The sequence below is a fragment of the Curtobacterium sp. AC272 genome (assembly GCF_979258155.1).
On the sequence record NZ_OZ409838.1, the window covers coordinates 1,831,162 to 1,845,025 of the forward strand.

Here is a 13,864-nt window from a genome sequence, read left to right on the forward strand (position 1 = left end):
AATTGTCGACCGGCAAACGGGACACCCATCGTGTTGTGCCCGTCGTCAGTTCTCACCCAGTTTGGGTGCTCCCTGCTGCGGGCGCCGACCGTAGCGTTCCGACAGCTGGCGGCGACGGGAAGGTGGCCACACATGGACGACATGCGGCGCGACGTGTTGGAGCAGGGCCTGTACCGCCGCGCGGTGGAAGCGGCGGTCTGGGGCATGCCCGCTGTGAACTTCGAGGTGATGCGCGACGTGCTCGCTCCGGAGGGCGGTGGAGAGTTCCTGTACTGGTCACGCCTGGTGGACTGGAAGAACAAGACGCTGACGCCGAATCCAGACCTGATCTACTACATGGCGTTCGTAGACCTCGCCGACGGTCCGGTGGTGGTCGACATTCCGCCGGGATCTGATGAGCACGTCCTCAACGGCAGTCTCTGTAACCTCTGGCAGGTGCCACTGGAGGACGTCGGCCCGTTCGGTGCCGACGAGGGCCGTGGCGGCCGGTACCTGCTCCTGCCGCCCGGGTACGCCGACGAGATCCCGGACGGGTTCATCGTGCTGCAGTCGGATACGAGCGGCGTGTACGCACTGCTCCGGTCCGTGCTCCCGCATGCCGACCAGGAGACTCTCGACGCGGGGCTCGCCTACTGCGAGCAGATCGGGCTCTACCCGCTCTCCGAAGCCGTGAATCCTGCTGCCACGCCGCGTCGCGATCTGCACGGCACGATCGTCGATACGCGTATCCCGTACGACATCCACTTCTGGAAGGCACTGGACCGTGTCGTGCAGCACGAGGTGTGGCTGCCGCGTGACCGCGCTTTCGCGGAAATGCTGCGGGGCCTCGGCATCGAACGCGGCAAACCTTTCGCACCCGACGCCGCCCGGATCGAAGTCCTCGAGCGCGCCGTCCAGGAGGCGCACGAATGGCTCGCGACCGTCTACCGAACCGAACCGGACTTCGCCGAGGGCAGCCACTGGTTCTTCCCCGCGCAGCGCGACTTCATCCAGGGCCAGGCGGAGAACTTCACCAACGGTGAGGTCTACCCATATACAGACCGCGCCGTGATCTACCACATGGCCTTCATCGGCATCAAGCGGCTCGGGATCGGCCAGTTCTACCTCGTGACGGTCCGAGACAGCAACGACGAGCTGCTGCGCTCGGACCGTTCCTACCGGCTCCGAGTCCCGGGCGGCGTTCCTGTCTCCCAGTACTGGTCAGTGACCGCGTACGACGGCGACGACCACACCCTCATCGAGGGCAACACCAAGTACTCCGTCGCGTCCCAGGCTCCGGGTCTCACCGTGAATGACGACGGCTCCGTCGACGTGTACTTCGGACCCGACGTCGAGCCGGGCCGCGAGGCCAACAACGTCCCGACCGGGGGTGCGCCCACATTCGAGTTGATGTTCCGGTTCTACGGCGTCGGCCCCGAGGTCTTGCAGAAGACCTGGACCCTTGACGACGTCCAGCCCCGCTGAACAGGACGAACACGACACGGCGATTGGAGAGACTCCGACCCGGGACACTGCACCGAGTGCGCAAACCGCGGACGCCCACCGGTTCGTCGGGGCTACCCGGACGCCACTACGACGGCACGTGCCCGTCGTGCTGACACCAGCACCACCGCCCACAACGGAAGGCGTCGGCCCAGCCACTCGCGACTCGTCGTGATGCTGAAGCTGCCTAGAACTCAGCTCGATCGCGATCGATGTCTCGCTCAACGATCGGCTATCGGTACGAGGGGCTGCGCTCGTTTCGTGGTGTGAGTGTCAGTGCTGCACAGGCGTCGTCGTTCTTTCGTGAGATCGGCAGCGACGGCCCGGTATGGACGGTCGAAGACAACAGCGGTGTACCGGCACCGAAGGCAGCCGATGGTCGCCGGGCGATGCCGTTCTGGTCTCGGCGGTCGCGCGCGGAGCGCGTCATCGCACAGGTACCGGCGTACAAGGGTTTCGACCCCTGGAGATCTCGCGCGTTGACTTCGAGAGCCGATGGCTTCCGGGAATCGAGAGGGACGGGCTGATCGCAGGTCTGAACTGGTCGGGACCTCGTGCGACGGGCTATGACCTGACGCCAGAAGAGCTGCGAGCCCAACTGATCGCCTAGCGATCGTCCATCGGACGCCCGTCGGGCCCGATTTCGGCGCTATCCACTTAGTGATGCGCGTCGCGGGTGTCGAGCTCGTACTTCCATAGCGCGCTGACCAGGTGGCCTACCGCGAGCACAGCGTTCAGCCGGGAGTACTGCTTCCCTCGTGTGACGGCGTGCACCGTCGCATGCCGGTTAAAGGTGGTCGGGACGTCGTCTCCGGTGAAGCTCTGAAAGACGGCGATGAGCTGGGCGAGGTGCAACTCGCTTCGAAAGAGCCGCGCCTGTTCGTGCTCGCTTACGATCTTGGGAAAGAACCGCCGGGGGCCGTACTTCATCGCCACGATCGTTTCCAGCGTGCTCGCTGCGTACGCCTGCGCGAGATCCGAGAAGTCCGCGCGAACCCCCGCGATCGCGCGCCGCACAGGCTCGACGAACGGGACGTAGTCGGCGGCGGTGATCTGGTCGAGGAGGACTTCGCATGACTCGAGGACCTCGGCGGCACGTGTCGATACAGCCGAGCGACGCCCCGCGGGCGTGCCGGCTGCAGCGATGAGCTCAAGCGTCCCGGCGTCGGGAACCCACGCGATCACGAGGCCTTCCGAAATCCAGGTCATCCACTCGTCGGGCTCGTAGTCGATGTCTGCTTCCAAGATGTTCGCTGGCAGAGCGGGGCGGACGAGATCCGCGAGGTCTGGGAAGTTCCACCCTTTGGTGCTCTCGCGCAGCGCGTCGACGATTGGTTCGAACCAGGCGGGGGAATACAGGGGGGCGCTTGTCATCGTCTGTTCGGCGATCCTCCGGCTGAGGTCCGCAAGCGCTGGGGAGTGCCCCAATCGGCGAAGCGTGAGAAGTCGATCGACGGCGTGTACAGCGAGGTGAAGTTCGCGAACATGCTGGCGTCGAAGTTCAGTAGACCGAGCCTGTCGACGATGCCCCCCGCATCCGCATTGCCCCCGGCCCCAGGGACGATGATGCGTCGCGCAGGCGTTGCGCTATCCGTGTCGTTGCCCTGGACCGGTGCGGTGCCGCCGAGCTGGTCATCGCTCTCATCGCTCTCATCGCTCTCATCGCTCTCATCGCGCTCGTCGTCGTTCGGCGTCTCACTGTCGGTCATGCGGTGACCGTAGCTGACGCCGACGGGATCGAGCGCGTCAGGAGCGGTACCTGCGGCCTCCGAGTAGTCGCAGGTGGGGATCGGCTAACGGACACGAGGCGGACGCTTCTCTCTGGATCGGTCTTACGCACCCGCTGGCCAGCATTGCAGCCGCACGGCGTTCACCAGACGCTGCGTGTGGTGACTTCCTTGAGCGCTGAGGACACGACCACGGGCGGCATCGACGGCTCGGAGTTCGAGACCAGCGCGTCGGCGCTGGTGCGCGTCAGCGCCCGTCAGCACCGCGGAGGTGGCTGGGTTTTGTCAGGCCTCGCGTGCTGCGTGCGCGAGAGTGGTGCGTGGCGGCTCGTGGAACAGTGCCGCGTACTCGTTCGCGAACCGTCCGAGATGCCCGAAGCCCCAGCTTCGAGCGACGGACCCGACCGTGGTGCCCGCGGCCGCCGCTGAAGCTCGTCGTGCACTTGTTCGAGCCGATATCGGCGAACCCATTGCATGGGCGTCTCGCTGACGTCCTGCTGCACCGTTCGGACGCTGATTCCGGTGGCGGCGGCGACCTCTGCAACCGTGATCGGATCGTGGGCGTGAGCGCGCATCCACTCCATCGCCACGGCGATCTGCGCAGCACGGCCGGACGGAGGGTGGAGCGGGAACGCGCGGAGGACCTGCTCGGCGACGAGCGCATTCGTGGTCTCCCGGACCGAGCTCGTGGTGCTCTCCGAAATGATCGTGGCGCTCGCCGTGCGCAGGAGTTGCTCAAGCAGCTCGACGTGCTGGTCGTCGCGGTCAAACTTGAGCGTGAGAGCGGAAGTGCGGCACGGCTCGGGGAGGTGCTTTCGAAGGAGCCGGTCCGACACGGCCAGGATTGTCAGGCGGCTCGCCTCGACGCGGTACGTGTATGACTCCTCGGCGTGGAGGAGCACCGCGCGTTCGTTGGCGGTGAACGCGGTGCCGTCGGAGGCGATGTAGGAAATGTCCCCGCCGCCCGCCCACAGGATCAGGTGGTGCTCCCGTGGGCGCAGGAGACCGCCATGCCCGATATCGCAGATTGCGCGGGTGAGTGCGACGTCGTCGTCGCCGGCGTGCCGCAGCTCGAACCGCGCCGGGCATGGCTCCGATCGGACCCGCCCGAACCGGGCGGCAAGGACTTCATTGAACTCGTCGACCCGACCCGAAAGCGCCTCCCGCCGGAACCTTTCACCCATAAGGAAATAGTTTCACGAAGGGACAGGGCAGGGCGATGACGAGGGCGACGAGGATGGACGCGACCGCGGATTGCAACGGCATCGAACATGGCTCCGACGAGTCCGAGCGCCCCGCACACGATGAAGACGGAAGCGACACCGCCCCGGCCGAGGGAAGTGGCGACCGCCGGCCATGAGTGGGACGAAGTCTGAAGTTCCCGCCGAGCGCTGGTATGCGGTGAACGTTGCGCAACGATCGAGGGCCGGAGTCGACGAACTCGGAAAACTGGGAGAACCAGGCTCCCAGTGTTCGGGCGAGCATGTCGCCTCCCTTGCGGCCAGAAAATGTTGTCGATAACATCGCCACCAAGTCCGCACAGCGGCGCTTACGGAAATCAAGGGAGATTCATGCGTAAGTACATAAAACGCGGCTTCGCCGCCGGCGTCACGGTCGGCGCTCTCGTCGTCGGCTCCGTCTGCTCGCTGAGCACCGCCGCGTTTGCGAGCGACGAACCGTGGCGTGACACTTCGAAAACGCCGACAGAACGTGCAACAGCCCTGCTCGGCGCTCTGACATTCGAGGAGAAGATCGACGTCGCGCTCGACAACTTCCACCCGCTCGTGCAGTACGGTCTCCCGGCGATCCTCGCCTCGCACGACGGACCCAGCGGGATCGCGGCGGTGGGAGCGACCGCATTCCCCTCCGCGCAGGACCTCGCTGCGGGCTTCGACACGGACCTCGCCACCCGGTACGGCACGGCCGTGGCGCAGGAGACGCGAGCGAACGGTGACGGCATCTGGCTCGGTCCGGCCACGGATGTGGCCCGCCAGCCGCTGTCGGGCCGGCAGGCGGAGAACCTGGGCGAAGACCCGTACCTGATCGGCACCACGGCCCGCGCCGAGATCGACGGCGCGAAGTCGCAAGACGTCATGACCACGGTCAAGCACTTCGGTGCCAACACGCAGGAGTACGGACGCATGGGCTTCGAAGGGGGCGACTGGCCGCTGGTCCTGCAGTACAACGTGCCTGGAGGCGGAACCGTCCCCGTCACACTCGGCTACCGCACCCCTGCGATCAACGAAAACATCCCGCAACAGGCACTGCACGAGATCTACGAGGCGCCGGTGGTCGCGGCCACGAAGAACGGCGGGGCTGACTCCGTGATGTGCTCGTACAACCAGGTGAACGGGCAACAGGCGTGCCAGAACCCGCAGCTCTTGGGCGATCTGAAGAGCCAGTTCAAGGGTCTGGTGATCCCCGACTACCTGGCCGCACAGCGCGACGCCGTGCTCGCGGCGATCGCCGGCGTCGACATCGCCGGCTTCGACGACGGCAACCAGCAGCGGACCGCAGACATGTACAGGTCGGGGCAGATCCCGCTGTCGGCGCTGAACGACGGCGACCAGCGCATCTTCTACGCACTGTTCGATTCCGGGGTGTTCGACCACCCACCCGTCTCGCAGACGGAGATCAGCACCGCAGCGCATCAGCAGCTGGCGACGGAAGTCGCGGCGAAGGGCATGGTGCTGCTGAAGAACACCCACGACGCACTTCCTCAAGAGCAGCCGGGACAAGTCCGTGGCTGTCATCGGTCCGTCCGGGATGGACGCGGTGTACGTCGAAGGAGGCGGACCATCGGTGCCCGTCTCCGCCGCGACCACGACCACCCCGCTGGCCGGGATCACCAAGCGGGCGGGGCCTGGCACGACCATCGTCCAGGCGCAGGGGTCTGCGGGTGACGTCGCCGCGACCGACCTCGTCGCGGGCGACTCCCTCGCCCCGACGACCGGGAGCGGCAGTGGTTGGTCTGCGCAGTACTGGGACTCGGCGGTTCCACAGGGCACTCCGACAATCACCCGCACGGACCCGTCGATCAACCTGACACAGGTCCCGACCGGCCTGACGGCTCCGTACTCGGCTCGCTGGACCACCACCTTGACGCCGACGGAGACCGGTCTCTACCGGTTCACCTCGCTCGTCTCGGGCGACGAAACGTTCAGTGTGGACGGTCGGACGGTGATCGACGCGAAGAAACCCACCTCACAGCTCGGCAGCGGAGTGGCGTACCCGGCTCAGGGCACGATCCGGCTTCACGCTGGGCGACCCGTGCACCTCTCCGTCTCGTACACCAGCGTCAGCAACTCCTTCGGCAACGACGGCATCAACCTCGCTTGGCAGACACCGTCGCAGTCCCAGATCCCGTCCGCCGTCGCGGCGGCCAAGAAGTCCGACGTCGCGATCGTCTTGGCGAACTTCGCATCGGGCGAGGGCGCGGATCGCGACAGCCTCGAGCTGCCGGGAGACCAGGACCAGCTCATCGAAGCCGTCGCGAAAGCGAACCCGCACACGATCGTCGTGCTGAACACCGCCGGCGCTGTGTTGATGCCGTGGTTGAAGAACGTGCAAGGCGTGGTGCAGGCCTGGTACCCCGGGCAGACCTTCGGTACCGCGCTGGGGCAGGTCCTGTACGGCGACGTGAACCCGTCCGGTCACCTTCCGGTGACGTTCCCGGCTGGTCCCGAGCAGGGCCCGGTGTCCGCTACGCCGGAAGCGCTCACGGGACGCGACGGGTCGCTCGACTTCCGTGAGGGCATCTACGTCGGCTACCGGTGGGACGACAAGACCGGACAGACGCCGTTGTTCCCGTTCGGGTACGGGCTGTCGTACACCTCGTTCCAGTACTCGCACCTCAAGGTGAGGCCGGACTCTTCGGGCGCGACCGTGTCGGTCCGCGTCCGCAACACGGGAGCGAGGACGGGCTCGGCGACGCCACAGTTCTACCTCGGGGCTCCGCGCGGTCACTACGACGCCCAGTTCGCCGAGCACGCGCTGGGCGGCTACGGGAACATCATGCTCGCGCCCGGTAGGAGCGGGATCGTCAGCGTCCACATCGACAGCGAACAGCTGCGGTACTGGGACACCGGCACGAGCAACTGGCAGTCGGCGACGGCGGGTCGAACCATCTCGGTCGGGGACTCCGAACGGAGCCTGGCAGCAACGGCCCTGTTGACGGTAGCGCAGCACTGAAACGACGGGGCACCGTGCGGATGGTCGTCCGCACGGTGCCCTTCCCGTTCCCGGCCAGCGCTGCTCGCGGGTCCTGAGCAGACCCGGGGCCTTCATGCCGCCCGTGTCGCGGTGGGAAGGATGAAGGCACTCCCGCGCCGCCCAGCTGCCCGGTCAGGAGGCGGACCGGTGGCCTCCAGACGGCGGATCACGTCCCAGGACGACCCAGTTCCGACACCACGCTTGTCGAGGCTCGAGAGATGAGCCGCGGGGGATGGAGCACCTCATCGAATGCCTCTCCTCCGCCCTCACCACTCCGACTGTCAGAGATGGCATTGACGAGTCGCTGCGCGATCTGGCGTCCTTCGTCCTCGAAGTCGAGCTGCACCGTGGTTAACGCGGGGCGCACGAATCGCCCTTCGTCCGTGTCGTCGGTGCCCACGACGCTCACGTCGTCGGGTACGCTGCGGCCGTCGTCGGAAAGCGCCGCCATGATCCCCATCGCCATCGTGTCGTTCGCTACACCGATCGCCGTGATGTTCCTGGCGTCCTCATCGAGCATCTGCCAGGCCTTGTATCCGGAGGCCCCCGTCCAGTCCCCTTCGCGGACCCAGGCGACGGTGGCGCCGGCTGCTTCGACGGTGGAGACGAATCCGTTCTGTCGGTCGCGAGTAGCGAGCCAGCCGGATGGGCCTGCCACGTAGCCGATCTTCCGATGGCCCAACTCGAGCAGGTGCTGGGCCGCTTCAACGCCCGCGAGCTGCCCTACCAGCTCCCCGCTGATCGGATCCACGATCTGCGCGTCGATCACCATCGGCACAGCGATCGGACGCGACCGAAGGCGGTCGAGGACGATGTCTGTCTGCGCCGTCGCGAGGATCCCCGCCACCTGGTACTCGGTAGCGAGGTCGATAGCCGCGTCGACAGACGCAAGGTCCTGACCATCCACAGCGATGATGTCACTGACGTAGCCGCGCTGCTGCAGACGCTCGGTCACCCCACGAACGATCAGGGCGGGGCCGCCCTGACCGATGCGGTCCGCGAGGACAGCAACGCGGTTTGTGGTTCGAAGCCGGAGCTGCCTCGCAGCCGTGTTCGGTCGGTACTCCAACCGGGCGATCGCCTTCTCAACGCGTTGTTTAGTCGCGTCGCGAATGCCTTCGTAGCCCCGGAGGTAACGGGTGACCGTCTGGTGGGAAACGCCCGCTTCCCGGGCGACGTCGTAGATGGTCGAGGGCTTCACAGTCCATTCATACCTGTCCAGAGCGCCAACAGGCAGCAATCTTCACACACGACGACCCGCGCGTTCCGGTATTCGGCATAGGATTCCGAGCAGTGACGTGCAAGGGGCGGATCGGAGCAGTTCGTTGTCAGAGGAGCCAGGGCGGGTCGTCGGGGCCGACCGCGTTCTCGCCGTGCTCGTCGAACTCGCGAAGCACCCGGACGGGGCCTCTCTGGACGAGCTGTCGACGCCGCTTCGCAGTCCAAAACCGACCGTCCACCGCGCACTCGTCGCACTGCGGAAAGCGGGGCTGGCGGTCCAGTCCGGCCGAGGCGCCTACCAACTCGGCGATGAATTCCTCCGCCTCGCCTTCGAGTACCAAGCTGCACGCCCTGAGGCAGCGCGAGTCCTCCCGGTGCTGGAGCGGCTCGCTGAACGCTTCGGGGAGACCGCGCACTACGCCATCCTGGAGGGCGCCGACGTGGTGTACCGCGCGAAGGTCGATCCGCCCGAAGGTGCTGTTCGACTCCACGTCGGTGATCGGGGGCCGGAACCCGGCGTACCGCACTGCGGTGGGCAAGCTGCTCCTGAGCCGCGTGGTGCGCAGCGAGGAGGAACTCGTGGGCCGCCTCGGTCCGGGCCCCTTCGAACCCCGGACCGACCGGACGATCACCACGATCCCGGCGTTGTGGGAGGAGCTCGGAGAGCGTGCGGGCGAAGGGCTACGCGGTGGACGACCAGGAGAACGAGCTGGGCATCAATTGCATCGCGGTACCAATCCAGGGCGGCACGCCATCGCACACGGCCGGTGCCGTCAGTGTGAGCGCCCTCGCATTCCGACTTCCCATCGACGCGCTCGTCGAGAGCTTGCCCGTGATCCTGCCGCTCGTGGCCCCGGCATCGAACGACTGGTCGCACTGACCCGTGGCCTCTGCTTCCGCAGCGGACGGGCCGTCAGTACGTGGCTCGGCCTCCGCTGATGTCGTAGACGGCGCCGGTGGAGAAGCTCACCCGCTCCGACGCCAACCAGGCAACGAGTTCCCCGACCTCCGCGGGCTCTCCGACCCGCCGCATCGGGATCAAACTCGTAATGTGCGCGAGCGCCTCGGGAGCAGTCGCGGCGTTCATAGGGGTCGCGATCACCGCTGGGGCGATGGCGTTGACGAGAACTCCTGAGGTGGCGAGTTCCTTGCCGGCAGACTTCGTGAGTGCGATCACGGCCGCCTTCGAGGCCGAGTAGACGGAGAGGTTGGGGTTGCCGTCCTTTCCCGCCATGCTGGCGAAGTTCACGACTCGCCCCCATCCTCGCTCCACCATGCCCGGGACGAAGGCCCGCATCATCGCGACTGTGCCGAGGACGTTGACGTCCAGCACGCGGCGCCAGTCCGCGAGCTCCGTCTCGAGCAGCGAAACACCCGGTCCGACGACCCCTGCCGAATTGATGACGATGTCAACCGGACCGACTTCGACAGCAGCCGCGCGCAGCGCGTCCTCGTCAGTCACGTCCACGACGACGTCGGCACCCGCCGCGACGTCGAAGGTAACCGTCCGCACGTCGTCCTGACGGAGGCGCTCAGCGGTCGCGGCACCGAGCCCGCCTCGCACCTCCGGTGATCACAGCAGTCTTCATGATTCTTCCTTCGATCGGTCGTTCACGGCAGTCGCAGGGTCGGCATGCCACCGTCGACGCCGAGCACTACTCCAGTGGTCGAGGCGGACAGCGGCGAAGCAAGATACGCGATGGCGTGAGCCACTTCGTCAGCGGTCACGAGCCTGCCGATGGGTTGACGGCTTCGGAGCGCCGCTGCAGCAGCGTCCGGGTTGGCGCTCCCGCGCATGATTCGGTCTACCCAGGGTGTATCGGCAGTTCCAGGCGACACCGCGTTCACCCGCACCCCGTCCGCCACCTGATCGGCGGCCATCGCGAGCGTGAGCCCGGCGACGGCGCCTTTCGACGCGCTGTAGAGCGCCCGGTTGGGTACCCCGACTGCGGCGACAGCGGAGCATGTGTTGACGATGGCGGCGTGCTGCGAACGACGGAGGTACGGGAGTACGGCTCGAGTCACACGTGCCATCGAGATCACGTTGACGTCGAGCACGCGGGCCCATTCGTCGTCGTCGTTCGCAGCGACATCTCCGGTCGCTCCTATCCCGGCGTTGTTGACGAGCACGTCCACGACGCCCCCGAACGTCTCACCGATGTGCGCCACAGCGTCCGACACCGCCGCCGCATCCGTGACGTCGGCGGCCACCGCGAGGGCCCCCGCCGGAGTTCCCGCAGGGTCGAGGTCGAGGACTGCGACGCGAGCACCCCGTTCGAGCAGGACCCGGACGGTCGATGCGCCGATACCGCTCGCGCCACCCGTGACGATCGCCGCAAGCCCCGTGTACTCGCTCACGAAGCTGCTCCGTCGATCACGACGTGTGTCTTCGGCCCCGCTCCGTCGCGGTGCGAGCGCGTGCCGGAGAACACGCCGGCGAGGTCTTCGAGCGGCACCGCGGCGGCGACGAGGGGGCGAGGATCAACGACACCAGTGGCATACGCATCGATCGTGCCCTGCAGTCCGCCGGAGGCGCTGAGCACGCCGACGGCGGTAACGTCCTTCAGCGCGAGCGCTCGCGAGTCCACGAGGCTCGGTGTACCCGCGAGTCCGACGAAGACGACCCGTCCTGCAGGCTCGACCAGTTCGACCGCACGGGCGGGGAGGTGCTCGGCATTGGACGCGTCCACCACCGCATCCCACGCGAGATCAGTCGGAAGGTCATCCTCTGTCCAAACGCCATCGAAACCCAAAGTGGCCGCGAAGTCAGACGAGCGCCCCGGCTTCCCCAACAAGTGGACCTCCGCACCCGAAGCTCGCGCGAACATCGCCACCAGGAGCCCGATCGTGCCGGGCCCGAGGACCAGAACACGCGCGCCCGGCTCCACGCCCGCCCCCCGCACTGCTCGGAGTGCGTTCCCCCCAGGCTCGACCAGCGCACCGAGAGTGTCGTCCACGACGTCCGGAAGCTCCAGCAGAGCCCGCGCCGGGATCGACATACGGTCGGCCAGCGCCCCTGCACGCCCACCTCGGATACCGAGCTCAGTACGGAAGTTACAGACGTGTTGATGTCCGGTGCGGCACCGCTGACACCGACCGCACCCGAGCATAGTGTCGCCGGTCACACGCTTGCCCAACCAGGCGGGGTCCACGCTGTCTCCCACAGCCGACACGAGGCCAGTCCACTCGTGACCGATCCGCATCGGGAAGGCGGCGTTCCCGTCGTGGAGGTACTGCATTTCGCCGGTGTAGAACTCGACGTCCGTGCCGCAGATCCCCACCCGTCGTACATCGACGATGACCTCGTCCGGTGCAGCTTCGGGTTCGGGGACGTCCTCAACCGCGGCCGCACCAGGGCCGTTGATCACGAACGCCCTCATCGCGGTGCCAGGACGTTCTGGCGTTGACGTCCGAGCCCCTCGATGCCGAGCTCCATCACGTCGCCCGCCTGCAACCAGATCTGCGGGTCGAAGCCCATGCCGACGCCCGGGGGTGTGCCCGTATTGATCAGGTCGCCCGGCTCCAACACCATGAACTGGCTCAGGTGGTGGACGATGAAGTACGGATCGAAGATCATCGTCGACGTCGAACCGGTCTGCCTGCGGACACCGTTGACGTCGAGCCACATGTCGAGGTCCAGGACGTCGGGCACCTCGTCGGGAGTGACAAGGAAGGGGCCAGCGGGATTGAACGTCTCAGCAGACTTGCCCTTCGACCACTGACCGCCGCGTTCCATCTGGAATGCCCGTTCGCTCACGTCGTTCACCAGGACCCACCCGGCAATTGCATCTCGAGCATCCTCGACGGTGTCGAGGTAGCTCGTCCGCTTCCCGATCACGATCCCGAGTTCGACTTCCCAGTCGGGTTTCGTCGAACCCCGAGGAACACGGACGTCATCGTCCGGTCCGATGATCGTGTTCGGGGACTTCGTGAACAAGATCGGCTCCGCGGGGACGGCCTGTCCGGTCTCAGCCGCGTGGTCGCTGTAGTTCAGTCCGATGCAGAGGATCTGGTGCGGTCGGGCGATCGGCGCGCCGAGGCGCTTCCCGGCGAGCGCAGCGGCTCCGGTTCGCGCCTCGGCGCGAGCGGGGAGGACGGCCCGAAGCCTGTCAAGCCCTCCGGACCCGAAGAAGCGCTCGTCGTAGTCGTCGACGATGTCGGAGACGTCGAGGTAGGTCTCGTCGTCGAGGAGCACGGCGGGCTTCTCATCGCCCACAGGACCGACACGGAGGAGTTTCATCACTGACCTTTCGAGGAGTCATCGGCAGGGATCGGACCAGCCCAGCGTGGCTGTAGGAGCCCGCGGGGACCAGGAACACAGGTAAAGAGTCGCCCCGAGAGCGGGAAAGCGCGGAGCTGATCTCTCGACAGGTCCTGCTTCGCAGTGGTGATGACGAGCGTTTCGAGGTCCGCCCCGGCGAAGGCGACACTCGATACATGGGGCGCGGGAACGTCGATGACGTCCAGGAGACTCCCGTCCGAGGAGTACCGGTTCACGGCACCGGCGCCCCACACCGCAACCCAAACGCAACCGGTTCCGTCGACGCAGATGCCGTCCGGGAAGCCGTGGTCCAGCTGCGTGAACACCGATCGGGGTCCTGTCGCGCCGGACTCGACGTCGTAGGGGCGGACGAACACCGTCTGCCTGAGTGTGTCCACCGTGTAGAACAACGTCCCGTCTGCACTCCAAGCCAAGCCGTTCGCCAGCGAGAGGTCGTCGTCGAGGGTCCGAACCGTCTCGTCCCCCGCCACGGTCATAAGCGACTCGGACTCGGACGTACCGTCGAGCGCCAGCGTCCCGACGACGAATCGTCCCGCCGGGTCCGGCTTGCCGTCGTTGAGCCGTCGACCGGATCCGCCCGGCACGAGCTCGGGCCCGAACGAGCGGTCGCCGTCGCGCGACCTGACGACGAGACGTCCTCCGACCGCGGCGAGGAGTTCGCGGCCCGGACCGATCGCGACCGCGCCGACGGTCCCTCCAAACTGCTCCTGCCCGACGACGTCGAGCGTTCCGCCGGGGCGGAGCACAGCCTCCTGGACGCGGCCCGCTGTGATGTCCACCCACAGCAGCACCGACCGCACCGGATCCCAGAGTGGTCCTTCTGCGAGGTCGTAGGCGTCTTCGGTCGCAACCACGAGCCTCCTGGCTGCGTCGACGAGGACGTCGGCGTCTGCCGAGCGGGCGTTGTGCACCGTTGCCTCCTGAGGTCGCGCCTATACTA

Annotated in this window: 15 protein-coding genes and 3 pseudogenes; 9 read left to right on the plus strand and 9 right to left on the minus strand. The window is 66.8% G+C overall.

Annotation, left to right across the window (positions count from 1 at the left end):
• The first annotated feature begins 132 nt into the window (after positions 1 to 132).
• The 3 genes from ACZZ0J_RS09390 to ACZZ0J_RS09400 all read left to right on the plus strand — a co-directional run bounded on the left by ACZZ0J_RS09390 (position 133) and on the right by ACZZ0J_RS09400 (position 2,092).
• Positions 133 to 1,464: a DUF1214 domain-containing protein gene (locus ACZZ0J_RS09390; protein ID WP_463436423.1), complete on the plus strand. Its 1,332-nt coding sequence runs from the start codon at positions 133 to 135 to the stop codon at positions 1,462 to 1,464.
• A gap of 230 nt (positions 1,465 to 1,694) precedes the next feature.
• A complete protein-coding gene (locus ACZZ0J_RS09395; RefSeq protein ID WP_463436425.1) occupies positions 1,695 to 2,009 on the plus strand; it encodes a DUF2750 domain-containing protein in 315 nt (104 codons plus the stop codon).
• Positions 1,952 to 2,092 carry a DUF2750 domain-containing protein gene (locus tag ACZZ0J_RS09400; RefSeq protein ID WP_463438165.1) on the plus strand — a complete coding sequence of 47 codons (141 nt, stop codon included), beginning with the start codon at positions 1,952 to 1,954 and terminating at the stop codon, positions 2,090 to 2,092. The genes ACZZ0J_RS09395 and ACZZ0J_RS09400 overlap by 58 nt, the downstream gene beginning before the upstream one ends.
• Before the next feature lie 47 nt (positions 2,093 to 2,139).
• Here ACZZ0J_RS09400 and ACZZ0J_RS09405 read toward each other — a convergent pair whose 3' ends face one another.
• The 3 genes from ACZZ0J_RS09405 to ACZZ0J_RS09415 all read right to left on the minus strand — a co-directional run bounded on the left by ACZZ0J_RS09405 (position 2,140) and on the right by ACZZ0J_RS09415 (position 4,393).
• Positions 2,140 to 2,856, minus strand: coding sequence for a hypothetical protein (locus ACZZ0J_RS09405; protein WP_463436427.1), 717 nt, complete (start codon positions 2,854 to 2,856; stop codon positions 2,140 to 2,142).
• The gene (locus ACZZ0J_RS09410; protein WP_463436429.1) at positions 2,853 to 3,191 is read right to left on the minus strand and encodes a hypothetical protein; all 339 of its coding nucleotides are present in this window, start codon (positions 3,189 to 3,191) and stop codon (positions 2,853 to 2,855) included. Before ACZZ0J_RS09410 ends, ACZZ0J_RS09405 begins: the two co-directional genes overlap by 4 nt.
• A 275-nt stretch (positions 3,192 to 3,466) precedes the next feature.
• Complete coding sequence (locus ACZZ0J_RS09415) at positions 3,467 to 4,393, minus strand: hypothetical protein (protein ID WP_463436431.1); 927 nt, start codon at positions 4,391 to 4,393, stop codon at positions 3,467 to 3,469.
• A gap of 387 nt (positions 4,394 to 4,780) precedes the next feature.
• Between ACZZ0J_RS09415 and ACZZ0J_RS09420 the strand changes: the two genes are divergently transcribed.
• The 3 genes and pseudogenes from ACZZ0J_RS09420 (at position 4,781) to ACZZ0J_RS09430 (ending at position 7,400) form a co-directional block, all read left to right on the plus strand.
• Positions 4,781 to 6,112: a glycoside hydrolase family 3 protein gene (locus ACZZ0J_RS09420; RefSeq protein WP_463438166.1), complete on the plus strand. Its 1,332-nt coding sequence runs from the start codon at positions 4,781 to 4,783 to the stop codon at positions 6,110 to 6,112.
• Positions 5,997 to 6,980 (plus strand): annotated as a pseudogene (locus tag ACZZ0J_RS09425) (glycoside hydrolase family 3 C-terminal domain-containing protein); the annotation flags it as partial. The gene ACZZ0J_RS09420 and the pseudogene ACZZ0J_RS09425, both read left to right, overlap by 116 nt.
• Positions 6,981 to 7,094: 114 nt before the next feature.
• Positions 7,095 to 7,400: a fibronectin type III-like domain-contianing protein gene (locus ACZZ0J_RS09430; RefSeq protein WP_463438167.1), complete on the plus strand. Its 306-nt coding sequence runs from the start codon at positions 7,095 to 7,097 to the stop codon at positions 7,398 to 7,400.
• A gap of 187 nt (positions 7,401 to 7,587) precedes the next feature.
• Here the strand turns inward: ACZZ0J_RS09430 and ACZZ0J_RS09435 are convergent, their stop codons facing one another.
• Positions 7,588 to 8,622 carry a LacI family DNA-binding transcriptional regulator gene (locus ACZZ0J_RS09435; RefSeq protein ID WP_463436433.1) on the minus strand — a complete coding sequence of 345 codons (1,035 nt, stop codon included), beginning with the start codon at positions 8,620 to 8,622 and terminating at the stop codon, positions 7,588 to 7,590.
• On the opposite strand from ACZZ0J_RS09435, the pseudogene ACZZ0J_RS09440 reads away from it, so the two are divergent.
• From ACZZ0J_RS09440 to ACZZ0J_RS09450, 3 genes and pseudogenes are all read left to right on the plus strand, one after another.
• Positions 8,606 to 8,866, plus strand: a pseudogene (locus ACZZ0J_RS09440) (hypothetical protein); the annotation flags it as partial. The gene ACZZ0J_RS09435 and the pseudogene ACZZ0J_RS09440 overlap by 17 nt on opposite strands.
• 85 nt (positions 8,867 to 8,951) lie before the next feature.
• Positions 8,952 to 9,245 (plus strand): annotated as a pseudogene (locus ACZZ0J_RS09445) (hypothetical protein); the annotation flags it as partial.
• 64 nt (positions 9,246 to 9,309) lie between these two features.
• The gene (locus ACZZ0J_RS09450) at positions 9,310 to 9,522 is read left to right on the plus strand and encodes an IclR family transcriptional regulator domain-containing protein (RefSeq protein ID WP_463436435.1); all 213 of its coding nucleotides are present in this window, start codon (positions 9,310 to 9,312) and stop codon (positions 9,520 to 9,522) included.
• A gap of 33 nt (positions 9,523 to 9,555) precedes the next feature.
• On the opposite strand, the gene ACZZ0J_RS09455 is transcribed toward ACZZ0J_RS09450, so the two are convergent.
• Genes ACZZ0J_RS09455 through ACZZ0J_RS09475 form a run of 5 tightly spaced genes read right to left on the minus strand, consistent with a single transcriptional unit; the run spans position 9,556 to position 13,835 of the window.
• Positions 9,556 to 10,206: an SDR family NAD(P)-dependent oxidoreductase gene (locus ACZZ0J_RS09455; protein WP_463436436.1), complete on the minus strand. Its 651-nt coding sequence runs from the start codon at positions 10,204 to 10,206 to the stop codon at positions 9,556 to 9,558.
• Positions 10,207 to 10,253: 47 nt separating this feature from the next.
• The gene (locus tag ACZZ0J_RS09460; RefSeq protein WP_463436438.1) at positions 10,254 to 11,000 is read right to left on the minus strand and encodes an SDR family NAD(P)-dependent oxidoreductase; all 747 of its coding nucleotides are present in this window, start codon (positions 10,998 to 11,000) and stop codon (positions 10,254 to 10,256) included.
• Positions 10,997 to 12,010: a zinc-dependent alcohol dehydrogenase gene (locus tag ACZZ0J_RS09465; RefSeq protein WP_463436440.1), complete on the minus strand. Its 1,014-nt coding sequence runs from the start codon at positions 12,008 to 12,010 to the stop codon at positions 10,997 to 10,999. Before ACZZ0J_RS09465 ends, ACZZ0J_RS09460 begins: the two co-directional genes overlap by 4 nt.
• 8 nt (positions 12,011 to 12,018) lie before the next feature.
• Positions 12,019 to 12,882: a fumarylacetoacetate hydrolase family protein gene (locus ACZZ0J_RS09470; protein WP_463436442.1), complete on the minus strand. Its 864-nt coding sequence runs from the start codon at positions 12,880 to 12,882 to the stop codon at positions 12,019 to 12,021.
• Entirely contained in the window at positions 12,882 to 13,835 is a 954-nt protein-coding gene (locus tag ACZZ0J_RS09475; RefSeq protein ID WP_463436444.1) for an SMP-30/gluconolactonase/LRE family protein, read from the minus strand. Before ACZZ0J_RS09475 ends, ACZZ0J_RS09470 begins: the two co-directional genes overlap by 1 nt.
• Positions 13,836 to 13,864 lie beyond the last annotated feature (29 nt).

Bases quoted from the DNA above. Each gene is read 5' to 3' on its own strand.
- ACZZ0J_RS09390 (WP_463436423.1), top strand. From the start codon at position 133: ATGGACGACATGCGGCGCGACGTGTTGGAGCAGGGCCTGTACCGCCGC.
- ACZZ0J_RS09395 (WP_463436425.1), top strand. From the start codon at position 1,695: ATGTCTCGCTCAACGATCGGCTATCGGTACGAGGGGCTGCGCTCGTTT.
- ACZZ0J_RS09405 (WP_463436427.1), bottom strand. From the start codon at position 2,856: ATGACAAGCGCCCCCCTGTATTCCCCCGCCTGGTTCGAACCAATCGTC.
- ACZZ0J_RS09410 (WP_463436429.1), bottom strand. From the start codon at position 3,191: ATGACCGACAGTGAGACGCCGAACGACGACGAGCGCGATGAGAGCGAT.
- ACZZ0J_RS09415 (WP_463436431.1), bottom strand. From the start codon at position 4,393: ATGGGTGAAAGGTTCCGGCGGGAGGCGCTTTCGGGTCGGGTCGACGAG.
- ACZZ0J_RS09420 (WP_463438166.1), top strand. From the start codon at position 4,781: ATGCGTAAGTACATAAAACGCGGCTTCGCCGCCGGCGTCACGGTCGGC.
- ACZZ0J_RS09470 (WP_463436442.1), bottom strand. From the start codon at position 12,882: ATGAAACTCCTCCGTGTCGGTCCTGTGGGCGATGAGAAGCCCGCCGTG.